Source organism: Myxococcus sp. CA056 (genome assembly GCF_013336715.1).
Classification (GTDB): domain Bacteria; phylum Myxococcota; class Myxococcia; order Myxococcales; family Myxococcaceae; genus Myxococcus; species Myxococcus llanfairpwllgwyngyllgogerychwyrndrobwllllantysiliogogogochensis.
The window spans coordinates 1108352-1133212 of the sequence record NZ_JABUMT010000001.1 but is presented as its reverse complement, the minus strand read 5'-3'; the positions used below and the strand labels follow the sequence as shown (position 1 = coordinate 1133212).

The following is a 24861-nucleotide window of genomic DNA, read 5'->3' as shown; positions in this document are numbered from 1 at the left end:
CCACCCTCCTCTCGACTTCAAGTCACGGAACGGCCAGCAGCGGGCGCGTGGAAGCGGGTGAATCCAACGGCAGGTAGAGGCGGAAGCACGTGCCGGTGCCCGGCTGGGAGTCGAGGGTGAGGTGTCCCTGGTGGGACTCGATGATGCGCTTCACCACGGCGAGCCCCAGTCCGGTGCCCTTGGCCTTGGTGGTGAAGAAGGGCTCGAAGATTCGCGCGCGCACCTCGGCGGTGATGCCCGGACCGGTGTCGCTGAACTCCACCATGACCTCGGGCGCACCCGCGGCCCGGCGCACCGCGGCCCGCAGGCGTCCTCCTTGTGGCATGGCCTGCATCGCGTTGATGGCCAGGTTGAGGAAGGCCTGACGCATCATCCGCTCGTCCACTGTTACGGGCGGGACGTCCTCCTCCAAATCCAGCTCCACGCGGACCGCACCGGGTGACTCCGCGAGCGCCCCGCGCACCGCGTCTTCCACCAGCGGCGCCAGGGGCACTGGATGGGGATGCGGCGCGGGAGGTCGAGCGAAGGTGAGCAGGTCCGCGACGATGCGGTTGAGGCGGTCCGCCTCCTCCGCGACGATGTCCACCAGGGGCTCGGCCGGACTGCCCGGGCCGATGATTCTGCGGATGGAGGCCACCGAGTTGAAGATGGCGCCCAGGGGATTTCGCACCTCGTGGGCCACCACGGCGGACAGCTCGCCCAGGGCCGCCAGTCGCTCGCGACGCACGAGCTGCTCCTGCGTCCGGGCCAGCTCAACGTAGCTGTCCTTCAAATCCTCCACCAGTCGCGCGCCCTCCAGGGCCAGTGCGAGCTGGTTGGCGATGGCGCTCGCCCGCTCGATTTCAGCGGGGGAGAAGCGGCGGGTCCTCCGTGTCTCCGTGGCGACCATGACCCCGACGGGCCTGTCCCGCACCACCAGGGGCAGCACCAGGAACGCCTGCGCGGAGGAGCTGTCTCGCAGCTCCTGGTCCACACGGACGTCGGTGACGGCGTCCTCCACCATCACCAACTCGCGCGTCAGGAAGGCCAACCCGGTGGCGGACGCATCCGGCGCGCCCGCGGGCAGGCAGCGTCCGAGCAGCTCCGGGTGGCTGCCACTCACCGCGCGGACCTCCAGCCACTCGCCCGTGGAGTTCGGCATGAGGACATAGGCATCCGGTGTATCGATGATGCGCGCGAGGCTGGTGACCCCCGTGGCCAGCAGCTTGTCGAGCTCCAGCGTGGTGGCCAGGGCCCGCGCCACCTCGTGCAGCAGCGCCATGTCCTCGGCGCGTCCCCGCAGCTCCTGCAACAGTCGATGCGTCTCGATGGCCGCCGCGAAGTGGGTGCCCATCGCCTGCAGCGTCTCCAGCTCCAGCGGAGTGAGATACCTGGGCTCACGGAAGAGGATGCTGAGCGTGCCCACGCCCCGGGAGCGCACGCGCAGGGGGATGATGACCAGCGTCTGGAAGCCGCGCTGTCGCAAGTCCTCGCGCAGCCCGTTCGGGCAGTCGTCCACCTCCACCACCAGCGGCGCGCCCTCCTGCTGGGCCTGGTTGCACAGTCCTCCCGCCAGCCACAGCCGCGCGAAGCGGTCCGTGTCCGCGTCCTCCAGGTCCATGCCGCGCGCGTACGCCAGCTCCATCTGGTTCTCTTGAGGGAGCAGGATGGTCACCGCGTCGCAGGCCACCAGCCCGACGATTTCCTCCGTGCCCGGCCCGAAGAAGGCGCGCGGGTGGGGCGCCGACGCCGCCTCCGAGGCCAGCCGGTTGAGCGCCGCCAGCGCCGTGTTCTGCGCGGACAGTCGGGAGATGGTGAGCGCCGCATCGAGCGCCGCGGACACCTGCGCGCCAAACAGCCGCACCGGCGCCATCTCCTCCTCGCGCAGCCATTCCCCCGCCACCGCCAGCATCGCGCGGGGACGGCCCTCCACGTCGATGCGCACGGCGATGGTGTGCGCCGGACCGGCCCGGCTCAGCGCGCTCCGAGCGCGGTCCGCCTGGTCGCCGTCGAGGAACCAGGCCGCCTCCTGTGACAAGTCATTCGAGTAGGCCGAGCCCTCCTTCCACGCCCGGAACAGCAGGGACGGCCAGCGGCCCACCACGTCCCGCACCCACCGTCCGCTCATCATCCGCGCGTCCGGAGGCACCAGCGCGACGGGGACGAAGGTCTGCCCCAGCCGCACCCCCTCACCTTCGGGTGACAGCCACGCGAAGGCGAGCCCCAGTTCCTCGAGCCCGGAGAACACCCGCCGCAGCACCTCGCCCTCGGTGCGCAGGGAGGGCAGCCCCGCGCCCAGCTCCGCCAGCCGCTGGAGCACGCTGCGCCGCAGGCCCCGCGACGTGACGTCGCGCACCAGCGCCACCCAGTCGGGCCCGCTGGGAATGATGGTCATCTCCACCTGTCGTTCTCCTGTTGCCGTGCGAAGCGCCGCCTCGTAGGTGCTGGACACCGATTCACCGCGCAGTCGGCGTGACTGCTGCTCCATCACTTCCGTCACGCTCGACTCCGTCAGGAGGAGCGTCGCCGGGCGACCCACGATGAGCTCACGCGGGTGCCCCACCAGTATGCCGAGCGCATCATTCACATACACGAAGCGACGCTCGCGGATGACGCAAACGCCGACGGACATCTCGTCGAAGGAGCCATAGGGAGCTCCGCCCCGGATGGATGGATTCACGGCACCCATGACTCTTCCACCGCATGCAAGGGTGGAGAAGTGGGGCTCCCGACACTTAGATGACCAGACCACAGACGCGGCCAACGACTCGCGGTTTTCCCTTACATCGCGAGACGCCCGTGTCATGTGTTGACGCGCGTCACGCGCGATGCGGGCGATGACAGGAAATGATGCGGGCGGGCCCGGAAACGAGGGCTCCGCCCACAAGTCAGTCCATGAACTCGCCAGGTCTCCCAGCGAGCAGGCGGCGACTCAGGCCGACGCGCCGGGTCCCTGCGCTGAGCCCCGGTGGTGGACCTTCTCGTACAGGCCGATGAGGTCCGCCTGGCCCACGATGTGGCCCTCCATCGCCTTCAACAAATCCCTGCGGGTAGGCCGGCCCAGGTTCGGCAGCACGACGTCCAGGGCGTACAGCTTGAAGAAGTACCGGTGCCGGCCGATGGGGGGCATGGGGCCCCCGTACGCCTGGTGGCCGAAGTCGTTGAGCCCCACCCGCGTCCCTGGGGGCAGCACGTCCACCTGGGCCCCCTCCGGCAGCCCCTGGGCGCCCGGGGGGATGTTGTAGAGGACCTGGTGGCAGAAGATGCGCTGGGGATGCTTGGGGTCCGGAGCATCCGGGTCCTCGACGATGAGCGCCAGGCTCTTCGTCCCGGCGGGTGGGTTCTCCCAGTGCAGGGGTGGGGCGGTGTCCTCTCCTTCGCCGGTGAAGGCGATGGGGATGAGGTCCCCGTCCTTGAAACGGGGGGACGTCAGCACGAGGGGCTTGGGCATGGAGTCCTCCGACAATCGGGATAGGAGCAAGCTGGCGACGCGCACACCCCGGCGCGGATGAGCGACGCCCCGGCCGCTGGGGCGCCGGGCACCAGGGGAGCGGGGCGGGCGGGCCCTCGGTGAGGCTCGCGAAAAGGGCCGGCTCCCGCTCTGGAGGTGATAGCTGCGCTTGCCGGTGCCGCAACCCCCGCTGGCGCTGTCCCGTGCCGGGACACTGTAGCGGTTGCACGTGTCGCTCATTCGGTGTTAAGCGGCGCCCGCGTGTGAAGGGGTTGGATCGGGTGGCATGGGAAATCCGAGGGTTTCCCAGGGTTTGGGGAGGCGTCCGAATGGTGGAGCAAGAACCCCCAAATAAGGTCGGTTCGGACGGCAGCGAGCTGGGACCCATGGCTCGCCACATGCGGGCGGCCGAGCCCTACGTCTCGGCGGTGTGGAAGCTGGTGGGTGGGGCGGTGGTGGGCGTGCTGGGCGGCTACTGGCTGGACGGAAAGCTGGGAACGGCGCCGTGGCTGCTCCTGGGGTTGAGCCTGCTGGGTATCTGCGTGGGCTTCTACGGATTCCTCCGGGAGATGGCCCGACTGGGGAAGCGGAAGTGACGGGGCAGGGCGAAGAGAAGGACCCTTTCGGCTCCCACGCGGGGCTGGCGGCCGGGGTGGCGGTGGTGGGCGCGGCCGTGGCGGGGCTGTTGCCGACGGTGGTGGAAAACCGGGTGTCGGCGCTGTGGGGTGTGGGTCTGGCGGCGGTGACGGGCGTGGTGGCGCTGTTGTTGAAGCGGCGGGCGGTGAAGCAAGACCTGAAGGCGGCCATGAAGGTGGTGGCGGTGGTCTTCGGCCTGCGGGCGGTGGCGGTGTTGGTGGGGCTCTTGGGGATGATTTCGCGAGGTCTGCAGCCGGTGCCGTTCATCGCCGGCTTCTTTGGCGTCTACTTCGCGCTGCAATGGATTGAAGTCAGCTACGTGATGGCCGCGTCCAAGGGCGCGGCGGGCGGAGACGAGTGATGCGCAAGGCAATGGTGCTGTTCGCCTCTCTGTTCGTGGCCACGGCGTGGGCTTCGGAGTCCGGGGGCCACGGTGAGGGAAGCGAGCCGAGTGTTCCGGACTACATCCTCCACCACGTCGCGGACACGAACGACTTCGAGCTCGAGGTCCCGCTCAGCCAGCCCATCCACCTGGGCGCGATTCCGCCGCTGCGCATCGGCAGCTGCGAGCCGGTGATGACGGACCACGGGCTGGTGGCGCCCACCGGTTGGCCGGGGCTGATGGCGGGCTGCCTGGACCTCTCCATCACCAAGCACACGGTGATGATGTGGCTTGCGGCGCTGCTACTCCTGGGCACCATCTTCATCTGGAGCAGCCGCGACAAGACGAAGCTGGTGCCGCGCGGTACGGGCGCCAACCTCATCGAGATGCTGGTGCTCTTCGTTCGTGACGAGATGGCCATCAAGAACATCGGCAAGGAGGACGGCCCGCGCTACGTGCCGTATCTGCTGACCGCGTTCTTCTTCATCCTCTTCATGAACCTGCTGGGCCTCGTCCCCTGGATGGCCACGGCCACCGGCAACCTGGCTGTCACGTGCGGCCTGGCGCTGTGCACCTTCTTCGTGACGCAGGCTGCGGGCATCCGCTCGGCGGGCCTGGGCGGCTACCTGAAGCACCTGACGGGCGGCGTGCACTGGTCGCTGTGGATCATCATGATCCCCGTGGAAATCCTCGGGCTCATCTCCAAGCCCTTCGCCCTCACGATGCGTCTTTTCGCCAACATGCTGGCGGGCCACATCGTCCTCTTCTTCCTCATCGGCCTCATCTTCATCCTCGGCCATCCGGCGGTGGCGGTGGTGAGCGTGCCCTTCGCGTTCGCCATCTACCTGCTGGAGCTGTTCGTGGCCTTCGTGCAGGCGTACGTCTTCACGCTGCTGTCGGCGCTGTTCATTGGCATGGCGGTGGCCACGGGCCATCACCACGACGACCACGGCCACGCGGATGACCACGGCCACTCCGAGCTGGGTGGCAGCCACGACCACGGCAAGGCGCACGCCTGAGACAGGTTAGCGGGGCGCGAGCAGTCGGGCGCCCCGCGTAGAAGACCTGGCGGTTCGAAAGGCCGTCAGAGGTAGTCCTGAAGGGAATCACGACCCCCCCACAAGTGGGTCCTTCGCTAGAAAAGAGAAGCACCGCCATGACCAACCTCGCTCTTGCCTTCCTCGCCGCCGGTTTCGGCGCTGGCCTGTCCATCATCGGTGCCGCGCTCGGCATCGGTAAGCTCGCCGCCGCCGCCATGGACGCCACGGGCCGTCAGCCCGCCGCCGGTGGCGACATCCGCACCACGATGATCATCGCCGCGGCCCTCATCGAAGGCGCCACGCTGTTCGCGCTGGTTGTTTGCGTTCTGCTGGCGACCAAGACCGCCTAGTTTCAACGCAGGTGCCTGGGAAGCGCCGGTGCTCGCGGGTCACATCGCGGGTGCCGGTGCCTCTTCGCAGGCTGTTTCACCCTGAAGACTCCCTCGCTGTCTCCTCCCTCACGCCGGACACGCCACCATGTTCCTGCCCAACGTCCTCGCCGCCAGCAGCCTCGTGAGCGTCCAGCCGGGCCTCATCTTCTGGACCCTCGTCACCTTCGTCATCGTGTTCTTCGTCCTGAAGGCGAAGGCGTGGGGACCCATCCTTCAGCTGGTCGAGGAGCGTGAGAAGCAGATTTCCGCCGCCATCGAGAGCGCCAAGCGTGAGCGCGCCGAGGCGGAGAAGCTCTTGGCCGACCAGAAGACGGCCATCTCCGAGGCCCGCCGTCAGGCCGCCGAGGAGACGCGCCGCAACCAGCAGGAGATGGAGAAGTTCCGCGAGGAGCTGATGGCGAAGAGCCGCAAGGAGGCGGAGGAGCTGAAGCTGAGCGCGCGTCGTGAAATCGACGAGCAGAAGACGAAGGCCATCGCCGAGGTCCGCGCCATGGCGGTGGACCTGGCCATGGACGTGGCCGGCAAGCTCATCGGCGAGCGCATGGACGACAGCAAGCACCGCGCGCTGGCGGAGCAGTTCGTGAAGGGCCTTCCGCTGAGCGGCTCCGGCAACGCCGGCGTCCGCCGGTCGGCCTAGTTCGGGGAAGCGCGCCCCCCGGCGCGCGTGTTCCAGGGAATCACCATGGCGCTATCCATCGGAATCGTCGGGCTGCCCAACGTGGGCAAGTCCACCCTGTTCAACGCGCTGTCGGCCGCGGGCGCACAGGCGGCCAACTACCCCTTCTGCACCATCGAGCCCAACGTAGGCGTGGTGCCCGTGCCGGACGAGCGGCTGGACAAGCTCTCCGAGCTCATCAAGCCGCTGAAGAAGGTCCCCACGTCGCTGGAGTTCGTGGACATCGCCGGCCTGGTGCGCGGCGCCTCCAAGGGCGAAGGCCTGGGCAACCAGTTCCTGGGCAACATCCGCCAGGTGGACGCGGTGCTGCACGTGCTGCGCTGCTTCGAGGACGACAACGTCACCCACGTCGAGGGCGGGGTGAATCCGGTGAGGGACCGGGACGTGGTCGACACGGAGCTGTGCCTCAAGGACCTGGAGACGGTGGAGAAGCGCCGCGAGCGCTCCTTGAAGAACACGAAGATGGGCGGCAAGGCTGGTGACGAGGCCAAGGCCGAGGTCGCCCTGCTGGACCGCGTGAAGGCCGGGCTGGATGCCGCCATCACGGTGCGGGCGCAGAAGCTGACCGAGGAGGAGAAGGCCGTCATCCACGACCTGTTCCTCCTGACGGACAAGCCGGTGCTGTACGTGGCGAACATCGGCGAGGGCGAGATTGGGAAGGAAGACGCCAACAAGCACGTCGCGGCGGTGAAGGAGATGGCCGCGAAGGAGGGCTTCGAGGTGGTGGTGCTCGCGGCGGCGCTGGAGTCGGAAATCCAGCAGCTTCCCGAGGCCGAGCGCCCGGGCTTCCTGGAGAGCGCGGGGCTGACGGAGCCGGGTCTGCACAAGGTGGTGCGGGCGGGCTACACGCTGTTGGGCCTGTGGACATACTTCACGGTGGGCGAGCAGGAGTGCCGCGCCTGGACGATTCACAAGGGCTACAAGGCGCCGCAGGCGGCGGGCGTCATCCACACGGACTTCGAGCGCGGCTTCATCAAGGCCGAGGTGATGCGCTGGGAGGACCTGGTGAAGCTGGGCAGTGAGTCCGCGGTGAAGGAGAAGGGCATGCTGCGGATGGAGGGCAAGGAGTACGTCGTGCAGGACGGCGACTGCATGCACTTCCGCTTCAACGTGTGACGGGCTGACGCGGCCCTCTGAGGCCGCGAGCTGATGTACCGCGCGGGCGCGTTCTGGAGGGCCTTGGGGCCTTCTGGGAGCGCCCGCGAGGCGTTTCTGGGGGGTGGCTCAGAAGCTGATGGTGGGGCCGCGCACAGCGGTGAGGACCCAGAGGCCGACGCCGACGAAGGCGAGCAGGGTGGTGAAGAGGGCGGCGCGGCGGATGCGCGGGCTGCCTTCCGTCTGCTGGCGGGCGTAGAGCCACATGCCGCCCACGCGGAGGATGACGAAGAGGGCCAGGAGGATGGGGCCTGCCACGAGCCAACCGGAGGGGCGTGAGAGCAGGACACCCCAGGAGGCGAGGAAGGCGACGTTGCCCAAGAGGGAGGCGATGGCGAATCGAGGATAGGCGCGTCGTGTGTCCACGGGCGCAGTGTCCACCGTGTGGCGCGTGCGGCCAACCTGGGAGTGCGCGGGGTGGCGGGAAGGCGACATCCTTGTTCAGGATACAGGCCGTGTTTCTGTCGGGTGGTCAGTGTTCTTTATCGGGCTGACACGACTCTGGGATGAGGACGGTCAGATTGCCGGACTTCGTTGCCTGGCTTTAGCGAAAGGCCTTGTGCGTATGTCTCGGAATGGCTTTGTTCATCAAGCCCAGATGATTCATGGGTTGATGACCTCTCTGGCGTATTCTGTCCGGCCATTCGCATTCAAATACCAGATGCGTTCAGTCCGACCGCTCGCGGTGCGCTCATCGCGCAGGATGATTCCGTCGACACCGACGATGCAATACCGAACGCGCAGTGTGCCCTCTTCTTCAAATGGGCCGCAGGCATAGAATCCACGGGGGACGCCTGTGTCGGTTCTGGAAACGAATATCCAGTAGGGCCACGACAGGACCACGCAGGCCGCGAAGATGATGAGGGCCACCACGATGTGCAGGGGCTTCATCCCACGCTCTCCGATTCAAACATCCAGGTCTGCTCAGCAGCATGAGTAGGAAGAGAAGTCATTGCCGAGGCGATTGCACATAGCGGGCCCTGGGGCGGAGCAGGTGGCCTTGTTCCCTTTGCTCCAGGATGTGCGCGACCCATCCCGTCGCGCGTCCCACCGCGAAGATTGTCGCCGCCGCTCCCGGGGGCAGGCCCAGCGCATCCGCCAGCATCACCAGTCCCAGGTCCACTGACGGCGCTGGGTGTCCCGCTTCTGTCATCGCCTCCTGGACCGCTCTTGCCACTTTGACTCTCGGCGCCTCCGGTCGTACCTCCCTTGCCGCCTCGATGATGGGCGGCGACCTTGGGTCTCCCTCGGGATACAGCTGGTGGCCGAAGCCGGGCACTGCCTCGCCTCGGCGCAGCCGCTCGTACACCACGGCCGCCGCGCGCTCTGGCTTCCCCACCTCCGTCAACAGCGCCTCCACCCTGTCACACGCACCACCGTGCCTTGGACCCGATAGCGCTCCCAGTGCCGCGCACAGGCATGCGTACAGGTCCGCTCCCGATGACGCCGTCACCCGCGCCGTGAAGGTCGACACATTCAGCTCATGGTCCGCGCACAACACGAGCGCGCGATTGAGCAACTCCGGTGCTCGCTTCACCTTGGTGTCCCACGCCAGCGCCAGTGACTCCGCCACCGTTCCCGCCCGCAGTGCCCGAGCCACCCGCCCCGGTGCATGCGCCACGCACACCCATGCCGCCAACTGACGCAGCAGTCGTCTCGCTCGCGCCTTCTCCTGTTCGGGCGGCGCGGCGAAGCGCACCACATCCCTGGCCGCCAGCAGTGGCACCAGTGCGGACAGCGCCGCCACCGGAGGTGTGTCTCGCGGCAACAGTCTCGCCAGCTCCGACGGTGGAAACGGTGGCTCCTCGCTCTCCCACCGTGGGTCCTGCTCCGGGAGCCTCCCCGTCCACAGCAGCTCCGCCACCGCTTCGAGACTCCGCCCCTCCAGCGCCAGCGCCACCGCCGAGTGTCCCCGGTACGCCAGCCCCTCCGCGCCCACCTGTGACACGGACGAGTCGATGACCGGCTCACCCCAACGCAACGCCCCCGAGGCCACCGCCGCGTGCCCCGCACGGGCGTCATGCCTTGTCTTCAGCCGCTCCAAATCCGAGCGCACATAGCGATTCTCCTTCGTCCCCGGCTCGGGCACGCAGCGCACGAGCCCTCGGCTCACGTACGTGTACAGCGTCGCCCGCTTCACCCCCAGGAGCGCCGCCGCCTCCACCGCGGTGACGAGCTGCTCCTCGGGTCGATGGTCGAATCGAGATTGAGAGCGTCCACCCTTGCGTCTACTCATATCCCTGCAACCTCCAGAACATTCATTGTCGACTCGACTCGACTCCCGTGTCGATGTGAGCCTTTCGGCCCATACGGCGCTCGGGACGACGCGAGAGGAGCACTGTCATGCCTGTCGTCGACTTTGGTCGCACGTCCGAGGACTACTCGAAACACCGCATGGGCTTCCCGGATGCCTTCTTCACCCGTCTGGCCCGAGAGAACGTCCTCCGCCCCGGACTCCGTACGGTGGACGTCGGCTCCGGCACGGGCACCGTCGCACGAGGACTCGCGCGACACGGCTGCTCGGTCACCGCGCTCGATGTGTCCGCGTCCATGCTCGCGGCCGGACGCCAGCTCGCCTCCGAGGCAGGTCTGTCCATCGACTCACTCGAAGCCCCCGCCGAGGCCACGGGCCTGCCTTCCGGCGCGTTTGACCTCGTGACGGCAGGTCAATGCTGGCATTGGTTCGACCGTCCCGCCGCCGCGCGCGAAGCCGCTCGCCTGCTCGTTCCTGGCGGCAAGCTCGTCATCGCGCACCTCGACTGGATATCCCTGCCCGGCAACGTCGTCGCCGCCACCGAGGCCCTCATGGGCGCCTTCAATCCCAATCCACCGGACCACGCTCGCTTCGGCTGCGGCGTCGGCCTCTACCCGCAATGGCTCCATGACGTCAGCGACGCGGGCTTCACACCGCTGGAGACCTTCTCCTTCGACGTGCTCCTGCCCTACACCCACGAATCCTGGCGAGGCCGCTCCCGCGCCAGCGCCATGGTCGGCGCCACCCTGCCTCCGGATGACGTGGAGCGCTTCGACGCCGCCCACGCCCGACTCCTCGCCGAGCGCTTCCCTCACTCCGCGCTCGACATCCCTCACCGCGTCTTCGCCCTCATCGCCACGCGTCCCTGAACCCGGAGCACACCCCATGTCCTCACATCCCCACGTCGTCCACGAGCCCACGCTCCCGTGGACCGAAGTCACGCAGGGCCCCCGTGTCTCGTACCGGCGCAAGCAACTCGGCGCCGCCGCGAAGGGACAGAAGCTCGGCTGCAGCCTGATGGAACTCGCACCCGGCAAACACGCCTTCCCGCTCCACTTCCACCTGGCCAACGAAGAGGCCTACTTCATCCTCTCCGGCACCGGCCGCCTGCGCCTCGGTGACACGTCTCTGCCCGTGAAGGCCGGCGACTACGTGGCCCTCCCCATTGGCCCCACGGGCGCGCACCAGCTCGTCAACGACGGCACCGAGACACTCCGGTACCTCGCGTTCTCCACCATGGTGGAGCCGGACGTCATGGTGTACCCGGACTCGAAGAAGGTCTGTGTCACCGCCGGCTCCGCCCCAGGTGGCGACAAGGCCGCGCGAACCCTGTACACCGTCCTGCCCCTCTCCGCCGAGGTGGACTACTGGAGCGGCGAGGAGCGATAGAGTTACCGCCCTCATGTCCCCCTTGCTCGACGTGCTCACCCGGGAGCGACTCCTCAAGGACCGCGAGGCCGCCACGGAGCTGCTTCCCCGGGGCGAGCCGCCCCACGTCTCCTTGCTTCGCCTGTGTGACGCGGGGCTGCTCATCGGCGGCCTCTCCGTCGCATACGGCGTCCGCCCCGACGAACTCATGGGACCCCTCACCCTGGCCATGGGCGGCGCGGCGCGGAACCTCAAGGTCGTGGATGTCCGTGAGCGCCCCGTCCTGGAGCTGCACGTCCAGGCTGGAGACCTCACCGAGCGTTGGGAGGTGGAGGACCTCTCCGTCCTCGTCCACAACCTCAATGACCTCTACCGCGACGCCGCCGATGTGCGCGCGGTGGCCGAGCTGGGGGAATGGGAGGACGCCCTCCAGCTCTGGTGTGTCGACAAGCCCACCCTGCCGCGCCTCGTGCGCCAGCCTTTCTTCGCGCCCCGAAACGCACGGGCGCTGACGCGTCCGGTCGACTGACGTCAGATACGACCTGGCATGCTCTCGCGGTAATCCCAGGTTCTGAGGCAGCATGGGGGGCACATGCGTTTAGCGCCCTGCCTGCCGCTCCTGCTGCTGTGGTCCTCCGCCGTCCTGGCCGAGCCGGACTCCTTTGGTCTCGGCAACGCTCGCAGCGGCGCCCTCACCGTCAACACCGCGCGCACCATCATCAACACCGCGATGCGGTTGCCGACCGGCGCACAGCGCGGTGACTCGACGCTCGCGGTGGAGACCTCCACGGTACCTCCGACGGGGGGACTGGTGATGGTGCACCAGACGATGGGCTTCCCGTCCAGCACCCCTTCGGGCAGCACGGGCCAGACGAGCCCCGGGGACGTGGGGCGCTGGGAGCTGGCGCGCGTGTCCTTGGTGACGGTCGGCACTCCCACCGTGCTCCGGCTCACGGCGCCGCTCATGTACACCTATACCTCTCCGGGGGCCCAGGTCGTGACGGTGCCCGAATACAGCACCGTCAGCGTGACGGCGTCCGGCTCGCTCGTGGCGCCTGCCTGGGATGGGAACAGCGGAGGCATCCTGGCCTTCCTCGCCTCGGGCACGTTGACAAACAACGGCGCCATCCACGCCGACGGCGCGGGCTTCCGGGGTGGGGCCTTCACCAACAATGGCTCCCGCATGGCCTGCGAGGGAGGAGACCTCTCCACCACGCTGGGCGGCTCCTACAAGGGAGAGGGCCTGGTGGTGGAGCGCTTCGGCTCGGCCTCCGGGCGCGGCAACCTGCTCAACGGCGGCGGCGGCGGCAACTGCAACAACGCGGGCGGTGGGGGCGGTGGGCACCGGGGCTTTGGCGGAACGGGCGGACGTTCCTCCTTCTTGGATGGCTCGCGTGACGTGGGCGGCCTGGGCGGCTCGCGGATGGACTACTCGATTGTGGAGGCTTTCCTCTTCGGCGGCGGTGGTGGCGCGGGTGAGGGCGACAACGGCGTGGGGAGCGCGGGAGGCGCGGGCGGAGGCGCGGTGTTCCTCCGCGCGGCCAACGTTTCGGGAACGGGCCGCATCTCCGTCACGGGCGTGAACGCGTTGGCGGCGGGTGGCGAGGACGGCGCCGGAGGTGGAGGCGCGGGTGGCTCCATCATCGTGCGGACCTCTGGCGCGTTGAACTGCGGTCAACTCGATGTGCGAGGCGGGAGCGGCGGCAACGTGCTCGCGACGTCCTTCCAGCTCGGGCCAGGAGGGGGTGGTTCGGGTGGCTACGTGCTGCTGAATGGCACGCCGCTATCGTGCGGCGTGGGGTCTTCGGGAGGCGCCGCGGGGGTGACGTCCGCCAGCGCCGGCGCGCATGGCCCCACGCATGGCGCGGGCGTTGGAGGCGGCGGTTCCGTGACGCTGTACACCTATTCGTATGCCACGCCCGCCACGCCGACCATCACCCTGCCGACCGCGAATGCAGTGGATGTCTCCGCGCGGCCGCGCATCGAGGGCGTGGCGGACCCGGGCTTGCGCATCATCATCTCCGTGGATGGCGTTGAGTTGGCCCAGGTGACGTCGAGCACCGATGGAAGCTTCTTCACCGAGGTGGACGAGCCGCTGCCCGCCCTGTCTGGTGGCGCTCACACGGTCTCCGCCATCTCCGAGGGCCTGGGCGCGTACAGCAGACCCGGGGCCTCGAGCTTCACCGTCGTCGCCGCCCCCGTGATTTCCCAGCCCATCATCGTCGTGCCCGAGGATGGCGAGGTGACGGGCCCCACGCCCTACATCGCGGGCGTGGCGCCCGACGCTCTGACGGTAGGTCTGTACGTGGACAACCGCGACGAGGTCATTGTCCCCACGGACTCCTTGGGCCGCTTCCGCTACCAGATTCCCGACGACGCGCCGCTGACTCCGGGCCCGCACCGCGTCAACGCGCATGGGCACAACAATGACGACACCGGGCCCACTTCTCCCAACACCGTCTTCGAGGTCGTCCTGGAGGACGAGGACGCGGGCACGACGGTGCCGGACGCTGGAGATTCGGGAACCGTGGATTCGGGAACCGTGGACTCGGGGACGCCGGGCCCGGACGCGGGTTCGGGAGATGGTGGCGCCGTGGTCACTCGTGAGACGCCCGTGCTGGTGGTGCCCGCCGAGGGTGAGTTGGTGGACTCGACGCCCCTGTTCGCCGGTGTCGCGCAGGCCGGTGCTTCCGTGTCACTCGAGGTGGATGGGGTCCTCGTGGTCACCGTCGTCGCGGACTCGACGGGCACGTTCCGTCACGTCGTGCCCGCGGACAGCGCGCTCTCCATGGGGGCGCATGCCGTGTCGGCGTACTCGGTCAACGGCGAGTCGGGAACGCCGGGCCCCCGGTCCCCGAACACGGGCTTCGAGGTGCGTGGACCCACCGCGTTGAACGTGGGCTGCGGCGGCTGCGGCGCGTCTCCCGTGGGCGCGGCGGGTGCGTGGGTCCTGCTGGTGGGTGTGGCCACCTTGATGCGCAGGCGTCGGGGCCCGTGACGGAGCCTGCTTCCCAACCACAGTGGCGAGGCGCGCCGTGCCTCGCCACCGGTTGACTCCGCGGGCGACGCGAAAGCCTAGTCGTCGCTCCCGAGCAGTGAGCCCAGGCCGACACCACCGAGCACGCTGCCCTCGTCGCGCGCGCCACCCGGACGCGCGGCGGAGAGGATGCGGCCCGCGAGCCGGCTGAAGGGCAGGGACTGGAGCCACACCTTGCCGGGCCCTCGCAGCGTGGCGAAGAAGAGTCCCTCGCCGCCGAAGAAGGCCGTCTTGATGCCGCTCACCATCTGGATGTCGTAGTCCACGGTGGGTTGGAACGCGACGATGCAGCCGGTGTCCACGCGCAGCAATTCGCCGGGGCCCAGCGTGCGCTCGCGCAGCGTGCCTCCCGCGTGGATGAAGGCGAGGCCGTCGCCCTGGAGCCGCTGCATGATGAAGCCCTCGCCGCCGAACAGGCCGGTGCCCAGCTTCTTCTGGAAGGCGATGCCCAGCGACACGCCCTTCGCCGCCGCGAGGAAGCTGTCCTTCTGTGCAATCAGCTCTCCGCCCAGTTCGCGCAGGTTCACCGGAATGATTTTGCCGGGATAGGGCGCCGCGAAGGCCACCTTGCGCTTGCCGCCACCCCGGTTGAGGAAGACGGTGGTGAAGAGGGACTCGCCCGTCAGCAGCCGCTTGCCCGCGCCGAGCAGCGAGCCCAGAAAGCCGCTCTTCTTCTCCGAGCCGTCACCGAAGATGGTTTCCATCTCGATGCCGTCCTCCATGTACATGAGGGTGCCGGCCTCGGCCACCGCCGCTTCCTGCGGGTCCAGCTCCACCTCCACGAACTGCAGGTCGTCGCCGTAGATGTGGAAGTCGACCTCGTGCATCTGCGCCATGGAATCGCTCCGTCGTCGTAAAGGGACGGCGCACCATAGCCGCCCCGTTGCATGGCTCAACCCGCGAGCACACGGGAACGCGTCCCGGCCTCACGGGTTTGCCGATGCGTGAAAGACGGAGGGCTCGCGCTGCTACTGCGCCAGCAGGATGGAGAGCGCGGTGACGAGCTCTTCATCCTCGTCCGCGAGCGACGGAGGAATGGTCAGCGAGACGCTCCTGTCCAGCTTGGTGCCGCAGGTGCGCGCGCCCTCGTAGCGGTGGGGGCGGGTGATGAGCAGCTCGTAGCTGCACGCGCCCACCGTGCCGGTGATTTGCTGGGGACTCACCTGGAAGTTGGTGAGCTTGCCGCCGAAGGTCCCCACGGCATCGAGGGTGTCATTCGTGTCCGTCACCTTGACGTTCACGGGGCCCTGGCCGTAGGTGCCGCGGATGGTGTCGTTCTCCAGGGTGAGGTTGACGGGGCGGCCGAACGCCTGGCCGCGCACGGCGTCGGCATCGTCGTCGAAGGAGAGCTGGATGTCCGGGCCGGAGAGGTTGTCGTCGGTGACGCCGACCGTGACGGAGCGGTCCTGGGTCTTGAGGTTGAGGGAGGAGGGCGCTGCTGGCGCGGCCAGGGCGGAGCCACAGGCGAGCAGGCCGAAGGCAAGGAGGCGCGGGGTCTTCATGCGACTCAAGGTAGGTCGTGGGGACACCCCGTGTGCTCAGTCCGCAGGCAGGGCGGGCGTGCTGCCTCCGGCGGGGAGCTCCACGGAATCTCCACGCTCGGGGCGCAGCACCAGCTTGCGCAGCGTCCAGCGGTCCGTCGCGTAGGCCACCTGGGCCTCGAGGACGCCCCGGCCGAGCGGGCCCTGGACGGTGAGGTCGAAGTCCACGAGCCCCTCGTCGGGCGTGGAGCCGTGGGCTCGCAGGGTGAGGAAGCTGCTCGTCAGCGGGGTGCCCAGTCGCCCGGTGGCGAGCGGGCTGGACTCCGCGGTGCGCAGCGCCAGGCGGTGGACGTCATTGCGGCGCAGCTCCTGCTCGATGCCCTGGAAGAGCGAGCGGGAGACCCAGGCCACACCGCCGGCGAAGCATCCGAGTCCGCCGAGCACGAGCGCGGCCGCCACCATCCAGCTCTGCCAGGGACTGTCGAGGCGGTGCGGGCGCATGAGGATCTCCGGGTCCCCTCACTAACGGGCGGTCGCGCGGGTTGCCGGGCAGGCGACGGAGGCGGCCATTATGCTCCGCCTCCCCACCGGGTGCGATTCACCCTGTTCGGAGGTCCTGGCCGTGGCGGAGCTGTCGGAGAGCGTGGAGCGAGAGTCACGGAGGGAGTCGCGTGCGACGCCCAGGCGGGTGTTGCGCTGGCTGATGTCCCTGGGCGGCATCCTCACGCTGATGGGCGGGCTGCACGCGTACCTCGCGGTGCGGTTGTTCGTGAGCCCGGCGTGGCCCTCGCCCTGGGGTGTCCTGGGCGTGGCGCTGATGGTGCTGCTGTTCGTGTCGATACCGGCCGGAGTGCTGGGCGGCCGGGGCGAGCCATCGACGGCCCGGCGCGTGTTGCAGTGGACATCGTACCTGTGGCTGGGGAGCTTCGGCATCCTGCTCAGCGCGGTGGTGACGGCGGACGTCGTGGGCGCGGTGCTGGGATGGACGGGCGTGGTGACGGATGCGCTGGCGCTGGCCCGGTGGAAGGCTGGCGTCGTGGGCGCGGTGACGGTGCCGGCGGTGGTGTTCGCGTTCGTCACGGCGCGCGGCAAGGCGACGGTGGAGCGACTGACGGTGCCGGTGAAGGGGCTCCAGCCGGGGCTGGGCGGCCTGCGAGTGGTGCAGATCTCCGACGTCCACGTGGGGCCCACGCTGGATGGACGGTGGCTGCGGCGCGTGGTGGAGCAGGTGAACGCGCTGAAGCCAGACATCATCGCCGTGACGGGAGACCTGGTCGATGGTGGGGTGGAGGAGCTGCGCGAGGAGGTGCGCCCGCTGGCGGAGCTGCGCGCGTCGCTCGGCGTGTTCTACGTGACGGGCAATCACGAGTACTACCACGGAGGCCCCGCGTGGGAGGCGGAGGTGGCTCGGTTGGGGCTCACGGTGCTGCGCAACACGCACCGCGTGGTGGAGCGCGATGGGGCACGGCTCGTCGTTGCGGGCGTGACGGACCACGACGCGGGGCACATCGTTCCCTCGCACGAGAGTCGTCCAGGCGCGGCGCTCGCCGGGGCTCCCGAAGGCGTGCCGGTGGTGTTGCTGGCGCATCAGCCGCGCTCGGCGCTGCGAGTGGCTCAGGCCGGTGTGCGCGTGGACCTGCAGCTGTCCGGACACACGCATGGCGGACAGGTGTTCCCGTTCATGTTCTTCATCAAGCTGCAGCAGCCCGTGGTGCGGGGGCTCGCCACCGTCTCCGGCGTGCGCGTGTACACGCACCGGGGCACAGGCTACTGGGGGCCGCCCCTGCGGCTGGGACCCTCTCCCGAAATCGCGGAGCTGACGCTGGTTCCGGCAGCACAGTAACTTATGTAATCCGGAGTCGGCGGCGGCGTGTCATGCTCACCGGGATGCGTCCGTCCGCCTGTGCGGAGGTGTTTGCATGACGACCTTGGGCTTCGATGAACTCCTCACCACGGCTCGCGGCGTGGCCGCCGAGTCCGTGCTCGTCGTCACGGGGGCTGGCATCAGCCTGGCCAGTGGAATCCCCACGTTCCGGGGCACGGACCCGGGCGCGGTGTGGGCGAACGAGGTGACGCAGAAGGGGACCCGCGCCTACTTCAAGCTGTTCCCGCACGAGTCCTGGAAGATGTACCTCCAGCGCCTCGAACTGGCCCGGAAGGCGAAGCCGAACGCGGCGCACGCGGCCCTGGTGGACTGGGAGCGCTGGCAGACGGGGCAGGGGGGCGGCTTCACCGTCGTCACGCAGAATGTCGACTCACTGCATGAGCAGGCCGGGAGTCAGGCGTTGGTGAAGGTGCATGGGAGCCTTCAGCTGGCGCGGTGTTCCGCCCGTGGCTGCGAGCTGGGGCCGCCCACCGGCACCATTCCGTTGGAGACGCTCGACTTCAGTGCGTTCCACGCGAGCCCGAGCGCCGAGACGGTGCCGCGCTGCCCGAGCTGCCGCAGTCGCGTGCGACCTCACATCCTGTGGTTCGACGAGTACTACTCGGAGCACCTCGGGTACGAAATCGAGCGGGTGTACGACCTGGCGCGACAGAGTCGGCTGGTCGTCTTCATCGGGACGTCGTTCTCGGTGGGCGTGACGGATAGCATCCGCGCCCTCGCGCTGAAGCGCCTCACTCCGATGTTCAGCATCGACCCCTCGGGCGTGGCCCCGCCCCAGGGAATCCAGGCGGTGACGGGGCGGGCCGAGGAGCTGCTCCCCGAGCTCGTCCGTTCCCTGCGGGGTTGAGTTCACGGCACGGGCCCCGCGCTGCTTGCGGCGGGGATACGCTGCTGTATCTCAACCCGTGGCGTGCCGAGCGTCCTGTCAGGTGGGCGTGAAAGCCGGCGTCGGCTGGCGGCTTCATTCCACACACCGTGACGAGGGGACGTACCGATGACGACCTTCGCAGTGGATTCCGTCGAAGAGGCTGTGACGCCCCTGGAGACCGTACCCCTGGGGAGCCTGGTGGGTGAGGCGCTGTGGCTGGCGCCAGCCGCGGACACCCGGGTGGTGGACCCCGAGGGAGTGCACCCGCTGCTCGCCGCTGTCCACATCGCCTTCGCCGAGCATCGCCCCCTGGTGTTGTCCCCGGACGTGGTGTGGCTCACCCTGGCCCAGGGGTTCGCCCACCACATCCGCCTGCACTCCGAGACGCTGCGAGGCCGGCTCGTCCGACACTCGGGCCGACGGACGCTGACGGTGGGAGTCTCCGCCGCGCCCCGGACCGAGGAGGAGTTCGGCGCCACCCTCACGGCCTTCCGTGAGTTGCTCCGCGAGGAGCTGGGGCCGGGACTCCCCCGGCTCCTGTCGTGTGACTTCTCCACCAGCACCGACGTGGAGCGCATGGCGGGGGACGTGGTGTTGATGGACGCGATGTCCCCGTACTTCGACTTCGCCATCACCGCCATGTGTGGAATCCCTCGCATCACCCTGCTTGGAACTCCGGAGGACTGGCGGGCCATCCGCCGCCGCATCGACGTCCTCGCCGAGTTCGACCTGGGCTGGTGGACCTCGTCGCTCATCCCGATTGTCGATGAGTTCGTGCGCACCTCGGAAGGCCACCCGGACCGCGAGCTCTGGTCGGAGCTGTACAAGCCTCGTCGGGCGTATGGCTGGGACCGCGCGTCGGGCTGGGTGACGCGACTGTTCCCGTATGTGGGGAACGCCGGGCGCTTCAACCGACGCAACCCCATTCTCGAGCAGTCCCACGCGGACATGATGAAGTCGGTCGAGAACGGGGATGAGAATGATTGGCATTGGGGGCCCGGCCTCGCGCTGCATGAGGCGCCCGCCGGGCTGTCCTGCGTTCCGCTCCAGCTCTCGGCCGTCACGTCGGACTGGAGCGAGACGTGGTCCCTGGAGGCGGGTGTGCTCGCGGTGGCGGTGGACTCGGAGGGCGCGCTGGTGCCTCGCGCGGGGGTGCTGGTGCGGAGGTCCCACGCCTCCATGTCCCAGGTCATCGAGCGCATCGTCGCCGAGCACTCCGTGACTCGCGCCACCGAGGCCTCCACCTTCCACGGCGTCGCCGAGTTGAACGCGCTCTATGACCACCTCGCCCGCGCCACGCTCTTCCCGGACACGATGCCCTGGCGCCTGCGCTCCACGGCCGAGCACACCGAGGTCCACATCCCGGTTGACGGAAACGGAGACTTCGTCGTGCCGGTGCGGTGCCTCGTCGACCTGCCGGATGGGACGGTGATCGCGCTGCGCTACTGCAGCGGTCGTCGTCCGCACTGCTACGTGCGCCTGCGCTCGGACGCGCTGGAGCCCCTGACGGTGCCTCCCGGAAAGCAGCCCGAGGATGAGGTGATGCTGGAACTCGAGCGGGTGACGCCGCCGCTTCGCTCCCGCCAGACGGCGACGGACATCCCCGTCGTCGGTCCCTCCCTCACCGAATTGCTCTCCCATGCGCTGGAGCACGGAGGCTCCACGGAGCTGCCCGTGCTGAGGACGCTCGTCGAGGAGCTGGAGCCCTGGGAGAACCCGCCTCCGCGCGCGCCCATGCCGCAGCGCAGGAAGTGATGTCTGGGTTGGTCATGACTCACTGAACATAAATCCATGGCCCCCAGGTCTGTGCCGTGGGGCCGTGGGTATGTCATTGAGTCCCAGAGAGCGGACTACTCGGATAATTGAAGTGTAGTTTGATATTTCCGCTATTCCTGGCTATTGTTCAATGCGTGCCCCCCGCCACCACCGTCCAGCCGCGTTTGCTCCAGTCCGTCCCCGCGCCTCGCTTGAGGGAGGTGGGTGGTGTCGAGGTCTACGAGACGCGCCGCGCCATGCGGGCCTCGGGTGCGCCCTCGGTGATGGTGGTGTCCGAGTCCCCGTTGCTGCGGCTGGCCATGGGGCGGGAGCTGGCGCCGGTGGTGGGGTTGATCCACGCGACGGGCATCGCGTCGGCGATTCGGCGGCTGGAGATGGGCGTGGTGCCGGCGGCGGTGGTGGTGGTGCTGGACTCGGCGGAGCGCGGTGCCGCGCACGACTTCCTCGCGCGGCTGGTGGAGATGGACTTCGCGGGCCCGCGCATCCTGGTGTCCTCGCGCTTCTGCCCGGAGCTCGCGGAGGCGTTCGGTGGCTCCTGCCTGACGCACTTCGCGCTCGCGCGTCCGTGGCGTCCAGGGGCGATGCGTTCGATGGTGGAGTCGGCGCTGGGGTTGAGCGCGCCGCTTCGAGTCGCCGCGGGACGCTGAGGTTCATCCCATGAGCGTGGGCTTCTCGCTGGCCTCGCGGCTGGTGGACGCGGGCCGTGGTCTGCTCACGGGGGTGGTAAGCGCCCTGAGGGGTGTCGCGCGGGGGCTGCGCGTGGTGCTCACGGGCGTTTTCGGTGGACTGGTCCTGTATGCCCGAGGGCGTCCGCGTGAAGGGCGCTTCCAGTTGCGCCGTGGGCTGTGGCGCGTGGCGCAGCTTCCGGTGGACCTGTTCCTGATGCTGGCCGGGCGTGTGGTGAGCGCGGTGCAGGTGTTGCTGTGGATGGAGCCCGTGGGGCGCCGGCTGTCGGGGTTCGAGGTGGAGCTGCTGCGCCCCATCTTCGGCGCAAGCCTGGACTACGCGGCGGTGCGGGTGAAGGAGGGGCCCATCGGAATCCTGGGTGTGTCGGGGCGCGCGTTCGTCCATGGCGACACCGTCTTCGTCCCGCCGAGGAGTGGCCCCACCGACCTGGGGCTGTTGGTGCATGAGCTGGTGCATGTGTGGCAGCACCAGCATGGAGGCACCGCGTACCTCAGCTCGGCGATTGCCGCGCAGCTCTCGGGAGATGGCTATGACTGGCGCAAGGGGGTGGAGAAGAGCTTGCGCTGGGAGGAACTCAATCCGGAGCAGCAGGCGCAGTTCATCGAGGAGGCAACGGTCGCGGGACTGATTCATCCTGACCACCGTGCGCTGTCTCCCCGCGCGCGACTGAAGGGCTGGACGGAGAATGCGCTGCCGTTGCTGGAGGATGCACTCGCCAGCGTGCGCTCGGGACGCGGCGCGCCCTGAGTCGCGGCTCAGGCGTGTGAGGCCTCGGCGATGCAGAGGGCGGCTTCCCTCGCATCGCAGCCGTTGAGGCCAGCGCCCCAGGCGGCGTTGGCTTCGAGGAGCACCCAGCCGCGGCCCTCGATGCAAGCCGCGTCCAGCACGCAGGTGCGAGGGAGCTTCGCCTCCCTGGCCACGGTGGTCAGGAATGCGCGCGCCTCCGCGAGGTCGCCTTCACCTTCGTACAGCGCACAGGTGCGGAGCTGGCCGTCGAGTGCCCAGGCCCTGGCCTCCGCGCGCACGGTGACGACCTCCGAGGACAGCACGGGCGTCTCGGGCGGGAGGCCCTTGCATTCACTCCGCAGGGACTCCGGGTCATTCCACACGCTCGCGCGGAACACCTTGGGCACCTGCGGCTTGATGAAGCGTGGGAAGGGCTCCGTGAGGACCTGCTCCAGCGTGGAGCCGCGCACCTCGCGGCCCAGCCAGTCGGAGTCCACGCGCAGCAACAAGTCATCGGGCGGCGAGACGAGGGTGAGGCCCAGCTTCTGTGCCAGGACGAGACAGAAGGTGTCGTTGCCATAGAGGCGGGTCCGCGCGGGCGTGACGTCGGGCGGGTTCCAGAAGCGGTCCAGTCGCAGCACCGTGCCTCCCCCTGTCTCCCAGGCGCGAGCGACCGCGTCGCGCTCCGGGTCGGCCTTGGCTGGAATCAACAGACTGAGCCCCTGGAACATGCGCGTGACGCTACCTCATCCCGCGCGGACCCAATGGCGGGCGCGCGAGGCGCTAAATCTTCGGCGGCGACATCGGGTCGTGCTCGGAGAGCATCTTCGCCACCCGGGCCTCATCCAGCCGCGTGCCGAGCTGCTCCATCTCGTGCTGGTCTCGCACCGTCTTGGACAGGCTGAAGGTGGAGCCCACGCTGAACAGCAGGCCCATGCCCAGGAAGGCCTTCACCCAGGGGTCCAGCGGCAGGTTCCAGATGCCGACGGCCGTGACACCCACGGAGAGGGCAAAGGACAGCCAGGTCTGGATGACCCAGGCGGAGCTGTGCGCGACGACGACCTTCGGGGTGGAGCGGGACATTCTTTTCTCCTCGGAAACGAGCCGTACTCTCGCTGACGTGGAGAAACCATGCCGCTTCCGCTCGTAAAGCGCATGGAACTAATCAAAGCGAGATTGATAACCTGGAGTGCATGATTCAGCTCCAGCGCCTCGAGGGCTTCTACCGCGTGGCCCGTGCAGAAGGCTACGCGCGAGCGGTGAGCTCCTTCCCGTACCCCATCACCCAGCCCGGCATCCACCAACAGGTCAAACGCCTGGAGGCCGAGGTCGGCGTCGCCCTCTTCGAGCGCGTGGGCAAGGACCGCGTCGTCCTCACCCCCGAGGGCCGCGCGCTGTACTCGCACGTCGCGCCGTTCCTGGAGGGACTGGACTCGGTGGTGCAGTCGCTTCGCAAGGGCGAGGTGGGCGGCACGCTGCGCATCCATGCCTCCGGACACGTCCTGCGCCACCTGCTGCCCGCCTGGCTGCGGCGACTCCAGACGAAGCGCCCGGACATCGAGGTCGTCCTCTTCGAGTCCAAGGTCCCCGCCGTGGACATCCTGCGCTCCGGCGACACGGACCTGGTGGTCGACCACCTGCCCGAAGTTCCCGACGAGGCGGAGGCGCGCGAGGTGGGCCGGACGTACCCCTTCCTGGTGCTGCCCTCGCATCACCCCCAGGCGAAGAGTCGCCGCGTGCGGCTGGAGTCGCTCCGGGATGACGCCTTCATCGCGTACAGCACGGACCGACACCTGCGAGAGCTCCAACTTGGGGAGCTGGCGCGAGCGGGCGTGAGACCGAAGCGGCTGCACGCGGCGGACTCGTCGGAGACCATCCTCGGCTTCGTCGCGGCGGGGCTGGGCTACTCGCTGCTCGCATCCCTGCTACCGGGTGGCCCTCGCGAGGCCGGTGTGGTCTCGCGGCCCCTGCCCGGTGTGCCCTCGGGGAGCATTCACGCCGCCTGGCGGAAGTCCGCGGCGAAGAGCCCGCTCATCCAGGCCGCGCTCGCGCTCGCGCCGAAGCCGTGAGCCGGACGTGAAACGGGGCCCCGCTTCCGCTCGAGTGGCGGAGGCGAAGCCCCGGGGGCACTGCTCATGGCCTGTCGCGCCGGCTCAGCCCTGGTACTGGTGAACCGACATGATGGGGTAGCTCATGCTGCTGAAGCTGATGCGCTGCGAGCCATCCGAGTTCACGTTGTTGGAGCCGATGAACTGGGGCTTGCCGTCCTTCCAACCCGCGAACATCACCACGTGCTCGCCGCCGCCCACCTTCATGGACACCACGTCGCCGGGCTTCGCGTCCTGGATGGACACGCGCTTGAAGTTCGGGTCCGCGTCCAGCTTGCGCTGCAGGCCCATCACGCTGTTGTCGTGCTGGCTGTTGGAAATCTGGCCCGCCTGCTCCAGACACGCGGAGACGAAGTTGGCGCAGTTGACGTTGTTGGGGACCCAGTCCTCCATGTCCGCGCCTACGCCGCTGCCTTCCATCTTCAGCGAGCCCGCGTTCTTGTTCAGGTGCGAGCGCGCGATGTCGAACGGGCTGCCCTTCGGGCCCTTCACGCCGTCACCCGAGTTCGTCGGGCCGGAGGGACCGTCCACGCCGCCCGTGAGGTTCGGACCCGTGCGGCCCGAGGGCCCGTCGAAGCCGTCCGTGGCGCCAGGGAGCTTGAGCGTGTCACCCGCGTAGATGAGGTCCACGTTCTTGATTTGAGGATTCGCCTTCTGCAGGGCGTCGACGCTGGTGCCGTAGCGCTTGGCGAGCGCGGACAGGGTGTCGCCGGACTGGATGCGGTAGCTCATGGAACGAGGGCTCCGTGGACGTGGGCTCGCGGCTGGGCGAGGAGTTTCAGGTACGACTTGCACCTATTCTCGGAGGTTGAGACCCCGAGTTGCTTGGCGGCGCGTATTTCCCCCGGGCTTTCGGTGAGATCAACAAGTCTCGCGCACTTGCACGAGGGCCGAGTCACCAGGAGTCGGAGTCCTTCTCTCGGGGAGTAGGAGTTTTCGCGCTGCCTCCTACCGGACGGA

27 protein-coding genes are annotated in these 24861 nt (G+C 68.8%); 16 read left to right on the top strand and 11 right to left on the bottom strand.

The features are described 5' to 3' along the window. Positions 1 to 22 precede the first annotated feature (22 nt). Both HUA76_RS04610 and HUA76_RS04605 read right to left on the bottom strand, forming a co-directional pair. Complete coding sequence (locus tag HUA76_RS04610; protein WP_371823424.1) at positions 23 to 2659, bottom strand: GAF domain-containing protein; 2637 nt, start codon at positions 2657 to 2659, stop codon at positions 23 to 25. Positions 2660 to 2911: 252 nt separating this feature from the next. After that, positions 2912 to 3430: a YbhB/YbcL family Raf kinase inhibitor-like protein gene (locus tag HUA76_RS04605; RefSeq protein ID WP_141647718.1), complete on the bottom strand. Its 519-nt coding sequence runs from the start codon at positions 3428 to 3430 to the stop codon at positions 2912 to 2914. Positions 3431 to 3759: 329 nt separating this feature from the next. On the opposite strand from HUA76_RS04605, the gene HUA76_RS04600 reads away from it, so the two are divergent. From HUA76_RS04600 to ychF, 6 genes are all read left to right on the top strand, one after another. Continuing rightward, positions 3760 to 4026, top strand: coding sequence for an AtpZ/AtpI family protein (locus HUA76_RS04600; RefSeq protein WP_174457008.1), 267 nt, complete (start codon positions 3760 to 3762; stop codon positions 4024 to 4026). Next, entirely contained in the window at positions 4023 to 4427 is a 405-nt protein-coding gene (locus tag HUA76_RS04595; RefSeq protein ID WP_174457007.1) for a hypothetical protein, read from the top strand. The genes HUA76_RS04600 and HUA76_RS04595 overlap by 4 nt, the downstream gene beginning before the upstream one ends. Continuing rightward, a complete protein-coding gene (gene atpB, locus HUA76_RS04590; RefSeq protein ID WP_174460096.1) occupies positions 4427 to 5467 on the top strand; it encodes a F0F1 ATP synthase subunit A in 1041 nt (346 codons plus the stop codon). Before HUA76_RS04595 ends, atpB begins: the two co-directional genes overlap by 1 nt. Positions 5468 to 5604: 137 nt before the next feature. After that, positions 5605 to 5838 carry an ATP synthase F0 subunit C gene (locus tag HUA76_RS04585; RefSeq protein WP_141647851.1) on the top strand — a complete coding sequence of 78 codons (234 nt, stop codon included), beginning with the start codon at positions 5605 to 5607 and terminating at the stop codon, positions 5836 to 5838. Between the two features lie 127 nt (positions 5839 to 5965). After that, positions 5966 to 6517 (top strand): F0F1 ATP synthase subunit B, encoded by a 552-nt coding sequence (atpF, locus tag HUA76_RS04580; protein ID WP_141647850.1) that lies wholly within the window; start codon positions 5966 to 5968, stop codon positions 6515 to 6517. A 45-nt stretch (positions 6518 to 6562) separates the two neighbouring features. After that, complete coding sequence (ychF, locus tag HUA76_RS04575; protein ID WP_174460095.1) at positions 6563 to 7672, top strand: redox-regulated ATPase YchF; 1110 nt, start codon at positions 6563 to 6565, stop codon at positions 7670 to 7672. A 108-nt stretch (positions 7673 to 7780) separates the two neighbouring features. Here ychF and HUA76_RS04570 read toward each other — a convergent pair whose 3' ends face one another. The 3 genes from HUA76_RS04570 to HUA76_RS04560 form a co-directional block, all read right to left on the bottom strand. Further along, positions 7781 to 8146: a hypothetical protein gene (locus HUA76_RS04570; RefSeq protein ID WP_254613983.1), complete on the bottom strand. Its 366-nt coding sequence runs from the start codon at positions 8144 to 8146 to the stop codon at positions 7781 to 7783. A 168-nt stretch (positions 8147 to 8314) separates the two neighbouring features. Beyond that, on the bottom strand, positions 8315 to 8602 hold the full coding sequence (locus tag HUA76_RS04565) for a hypothetical protein (RefSeq protein ID WP_174460094.1): 288 nt from the start codon (positions 8600 to 8602) through the stop codon (positions 8315 to 8317). A 58-nt stretch (positions 8603 to 8660) separates the two neighbouring features. Further along, positions 8661 to 9947, bottom strand: coding sequence for a citrate synthase (locus HUA76_RS04560; protein ID WP_174460093.1), 1287 nt, complete (start codon positions 9945 to 9947; stop codon positions 8661 to 8663). A gap of 107 nt (positions 9948 to 10054) precedes the next feature. On the opposite strand from HUA76_RS04560, the gene HUA76_RS04555 reads away from it, so the two are divergent. From HUA76_RS04555 to HUA76_RS04540, 4 genes are all read left to right on the top strand, one after another. Continuing rightward, positions 10055 to 10834, top strand: a complete 780-nt coding sequence (locus HUA76_RS04555; RefSeq protein WP_174460092.1) for a class I SAM-dependent methyltransferase — start codon at positions 10055 to 10057, stop codon at positions 10832 to 10834. Positions 10835 to 10850: 16 nt separating this feature from the next. After that, the gene (locus HUA76_RS04550; RefSeq protein WP_174460091.1) at positions 10851 to 11354 is read left to right on the top strand and encodes a cupin domain-containing protein; all 504 of its coding nucleotides are present in this window, start codon (positions 10851 to 10853) and stop codon (positions 11352 to 11354) included. 13 nt (positions 11355 to 11367) lie between these two features. After that, positions 11368 to 11862, top strand: a complete 495-nt coding sequence (locus HUA76_RS04545) for a hypothetical protein (RefSeq protein WP_174460090.1) — start codon at positions 11368 to 11370, stop codon at positions 11860 to 11862. Between the two features lie 63 nt (positions 11863 to 11925). Beyond that, a complete protein-coding gene (locus HUA76_RS04540) occupies positions 11926 to 14331 on the top strand; it encodes an MYXO-CTERM sorting domain-containing protein (RefSeq protein WP_174460089.1) in 2406 nt (801 codons plus the stop codon). 77 nt (positions 14332 to 14408) lie between these two features. Here the strand turns inward: HUA76_RS04540 and HUA76_RS04535 are convergent, their stop codons facing one another. The 3 genes from HUA76_RS04535 to HUA76_RS04525 all read right to left on the bottom strand — a co-directional run bounded on the left by HUA76_RS04535 (position 14409) and on the right by HUA76_RS04525 (position 16352). After that, positions 14409 to 15206 (bottom strand): TIGR00266 family protein, encoded by a 798-nt coding sequence (locus tag HUA76_RS04535; RefSeq protein ID WP_141647309.1) that lies wholly within the window; start codon positions 15204 to 15206, stop codon positions 14409 to 14411. 132 nt (positions 15207 to 15338) lie between these two features. Continuing rightward, positions 15339 to 15872 carry a hypothetical protein gene (locus HUA76_RS04530; protein ID WP_174456998.1) on the bottom strand — a complete coding sequence of 178 codons (534 nt, stop codon included), beginning with the start codon at positions 15870 to 15872 and terminating at the stop codon, positions 15339 to 15341. Positions 15873 to 15908: 36 nt separating this feature from the next. Beyond that, the gene (locus HUA76_RS04525; protein ID WP_141647311.1) at positions 15909 to 16352 is read right to left on the bottom strand and encodes a cytochrome c oxidase assembly factor Coa1 family protein; all 444 of its coding nucleotides are present in this window, start codon (positions 16350 to 16352) and stop codon (positions 15909 to 15911) included. Between the two features lie 121 nt (positions 16353 to 16473). Between HUA76_RS04525 and HUA76_RS04520 the strand changes: the two genes are divergently transcribed. The 5 genes from HUA76_RS04520 (at position 16474) to HUA76_RS04500 (ending at position 21814) form a co-directional block, all read left to right on the top strand. Then, positions 16474 to 17694, top strand: coding sequence for a metallophosphoesterase (locus tag HUA76_RS04520; protein ID WP_174460088.1), 1221 nt, complete (start codon positions 16474 to 16476; stop codon positions 17692 to 17694). 76 nt (positions 17695 to 17770) lie between these two features. Continuing rightward, entirely contained in the window at positions 17771 to 18583 is an 813-nt protein-coding gene (locus HUA76_RS04515) for a Sir2 family NAD-dependent protein deacetylase (protein WP_174460087.1), read from the top strand. A 147-nt stretch (positions 18584 to 18730) separates the two neighbouring features. Next, positions 18731 to 20359: a DUF4419 domain-containing protein gene (locus tag HUA76_RS04510; protein WP_174460086.1), complete on the top strand. Its 1629-nt coding sequence runs from the start codon at positions 18731 to 18733 to the stop codon at positions 20357 to 20359. Between the two features lie 155 nt (positions 20360 to 20514). Further along, positions 20515 to 21027: a hypothetical protein gene (locus tag HUA76_RS04505; protein WP_371745749.1), complete on the top strand. Its 513-nt coding sequence runs from the start codon at positions 20515 to 20517 to the stop codon at positions 21025 to 21027. A gap of 10 nt (positions 21028 to 21037) precedes the next feature. Continuing rightward, positions 21038 to 21814: a hypothetical protein gene (locus HUA76_RS04500; protein ID WP_141647315.1), complete on the top strand. Its 777-nt coding sequence runs from the start codon at positions 21038 to 21040 to the stop codon at positions 21812 to 21814. A gap of 8 nt (positions 21815 to 21822) precedes the next feature. Here HUA76_RS04500 and HUA76_RS04495 read toward each other — a convergent pair whose 3' ends face one another. Next, entirely contained in the window at positions 21823 to 22524 is a 702-nt protein-coding gene (locus tag HUA76_RS04495) for an ATP-grasp domain-containing protein (protein WP_174460085.1), read from the bottom strand. A gap of 52 nt (positions 22525 to 22576) precedes the next feature. After that, entirely contained in the window at positions 22577 to 22876 is a 300-nt protein-coding gene (locus tag HUA76_RS04490; RefSeq protein ID WP_174460084.1) for a YiaA/YiaB family inner membrane protein, read from the bottom strand. A gap of 110 nt (positions 22877 to 22986) precedes the next feature. On the opposite strand from HUA76_RS04490, the gene HUA76_RS04485 reads away from it, so the two are divergent. Next, positions 22987 to 23862, top strand: a complete 876-nt coding sequence (locus tag HUA76_RS04485; protein ID WP_141647318.1) for a LysR family transcriptional regulator — start codon at positions 22987 to 22989, stop codon at positions 23860 to 23862. An 84-nt stretch (positions 23863 to 23946) separates the two neighbouring features. On the opposite strand, the gene HUA76_RS04480 is transcribed toward HUA76_RS04485, so the two are convergent. Then, positions 23947 to 24633, bottom strand: coding sequence for a LysM peptidoglycan-binding domain-containing protein (locus HUA76_RS04480; RefSeq protein ID WP_174456991.1), 687 nt, complete (start codon positions 24631 to 24633; stop codon positions 23947 to 23949). Positions 24634 to 24861: the final 228 nt, after the last annotated feature.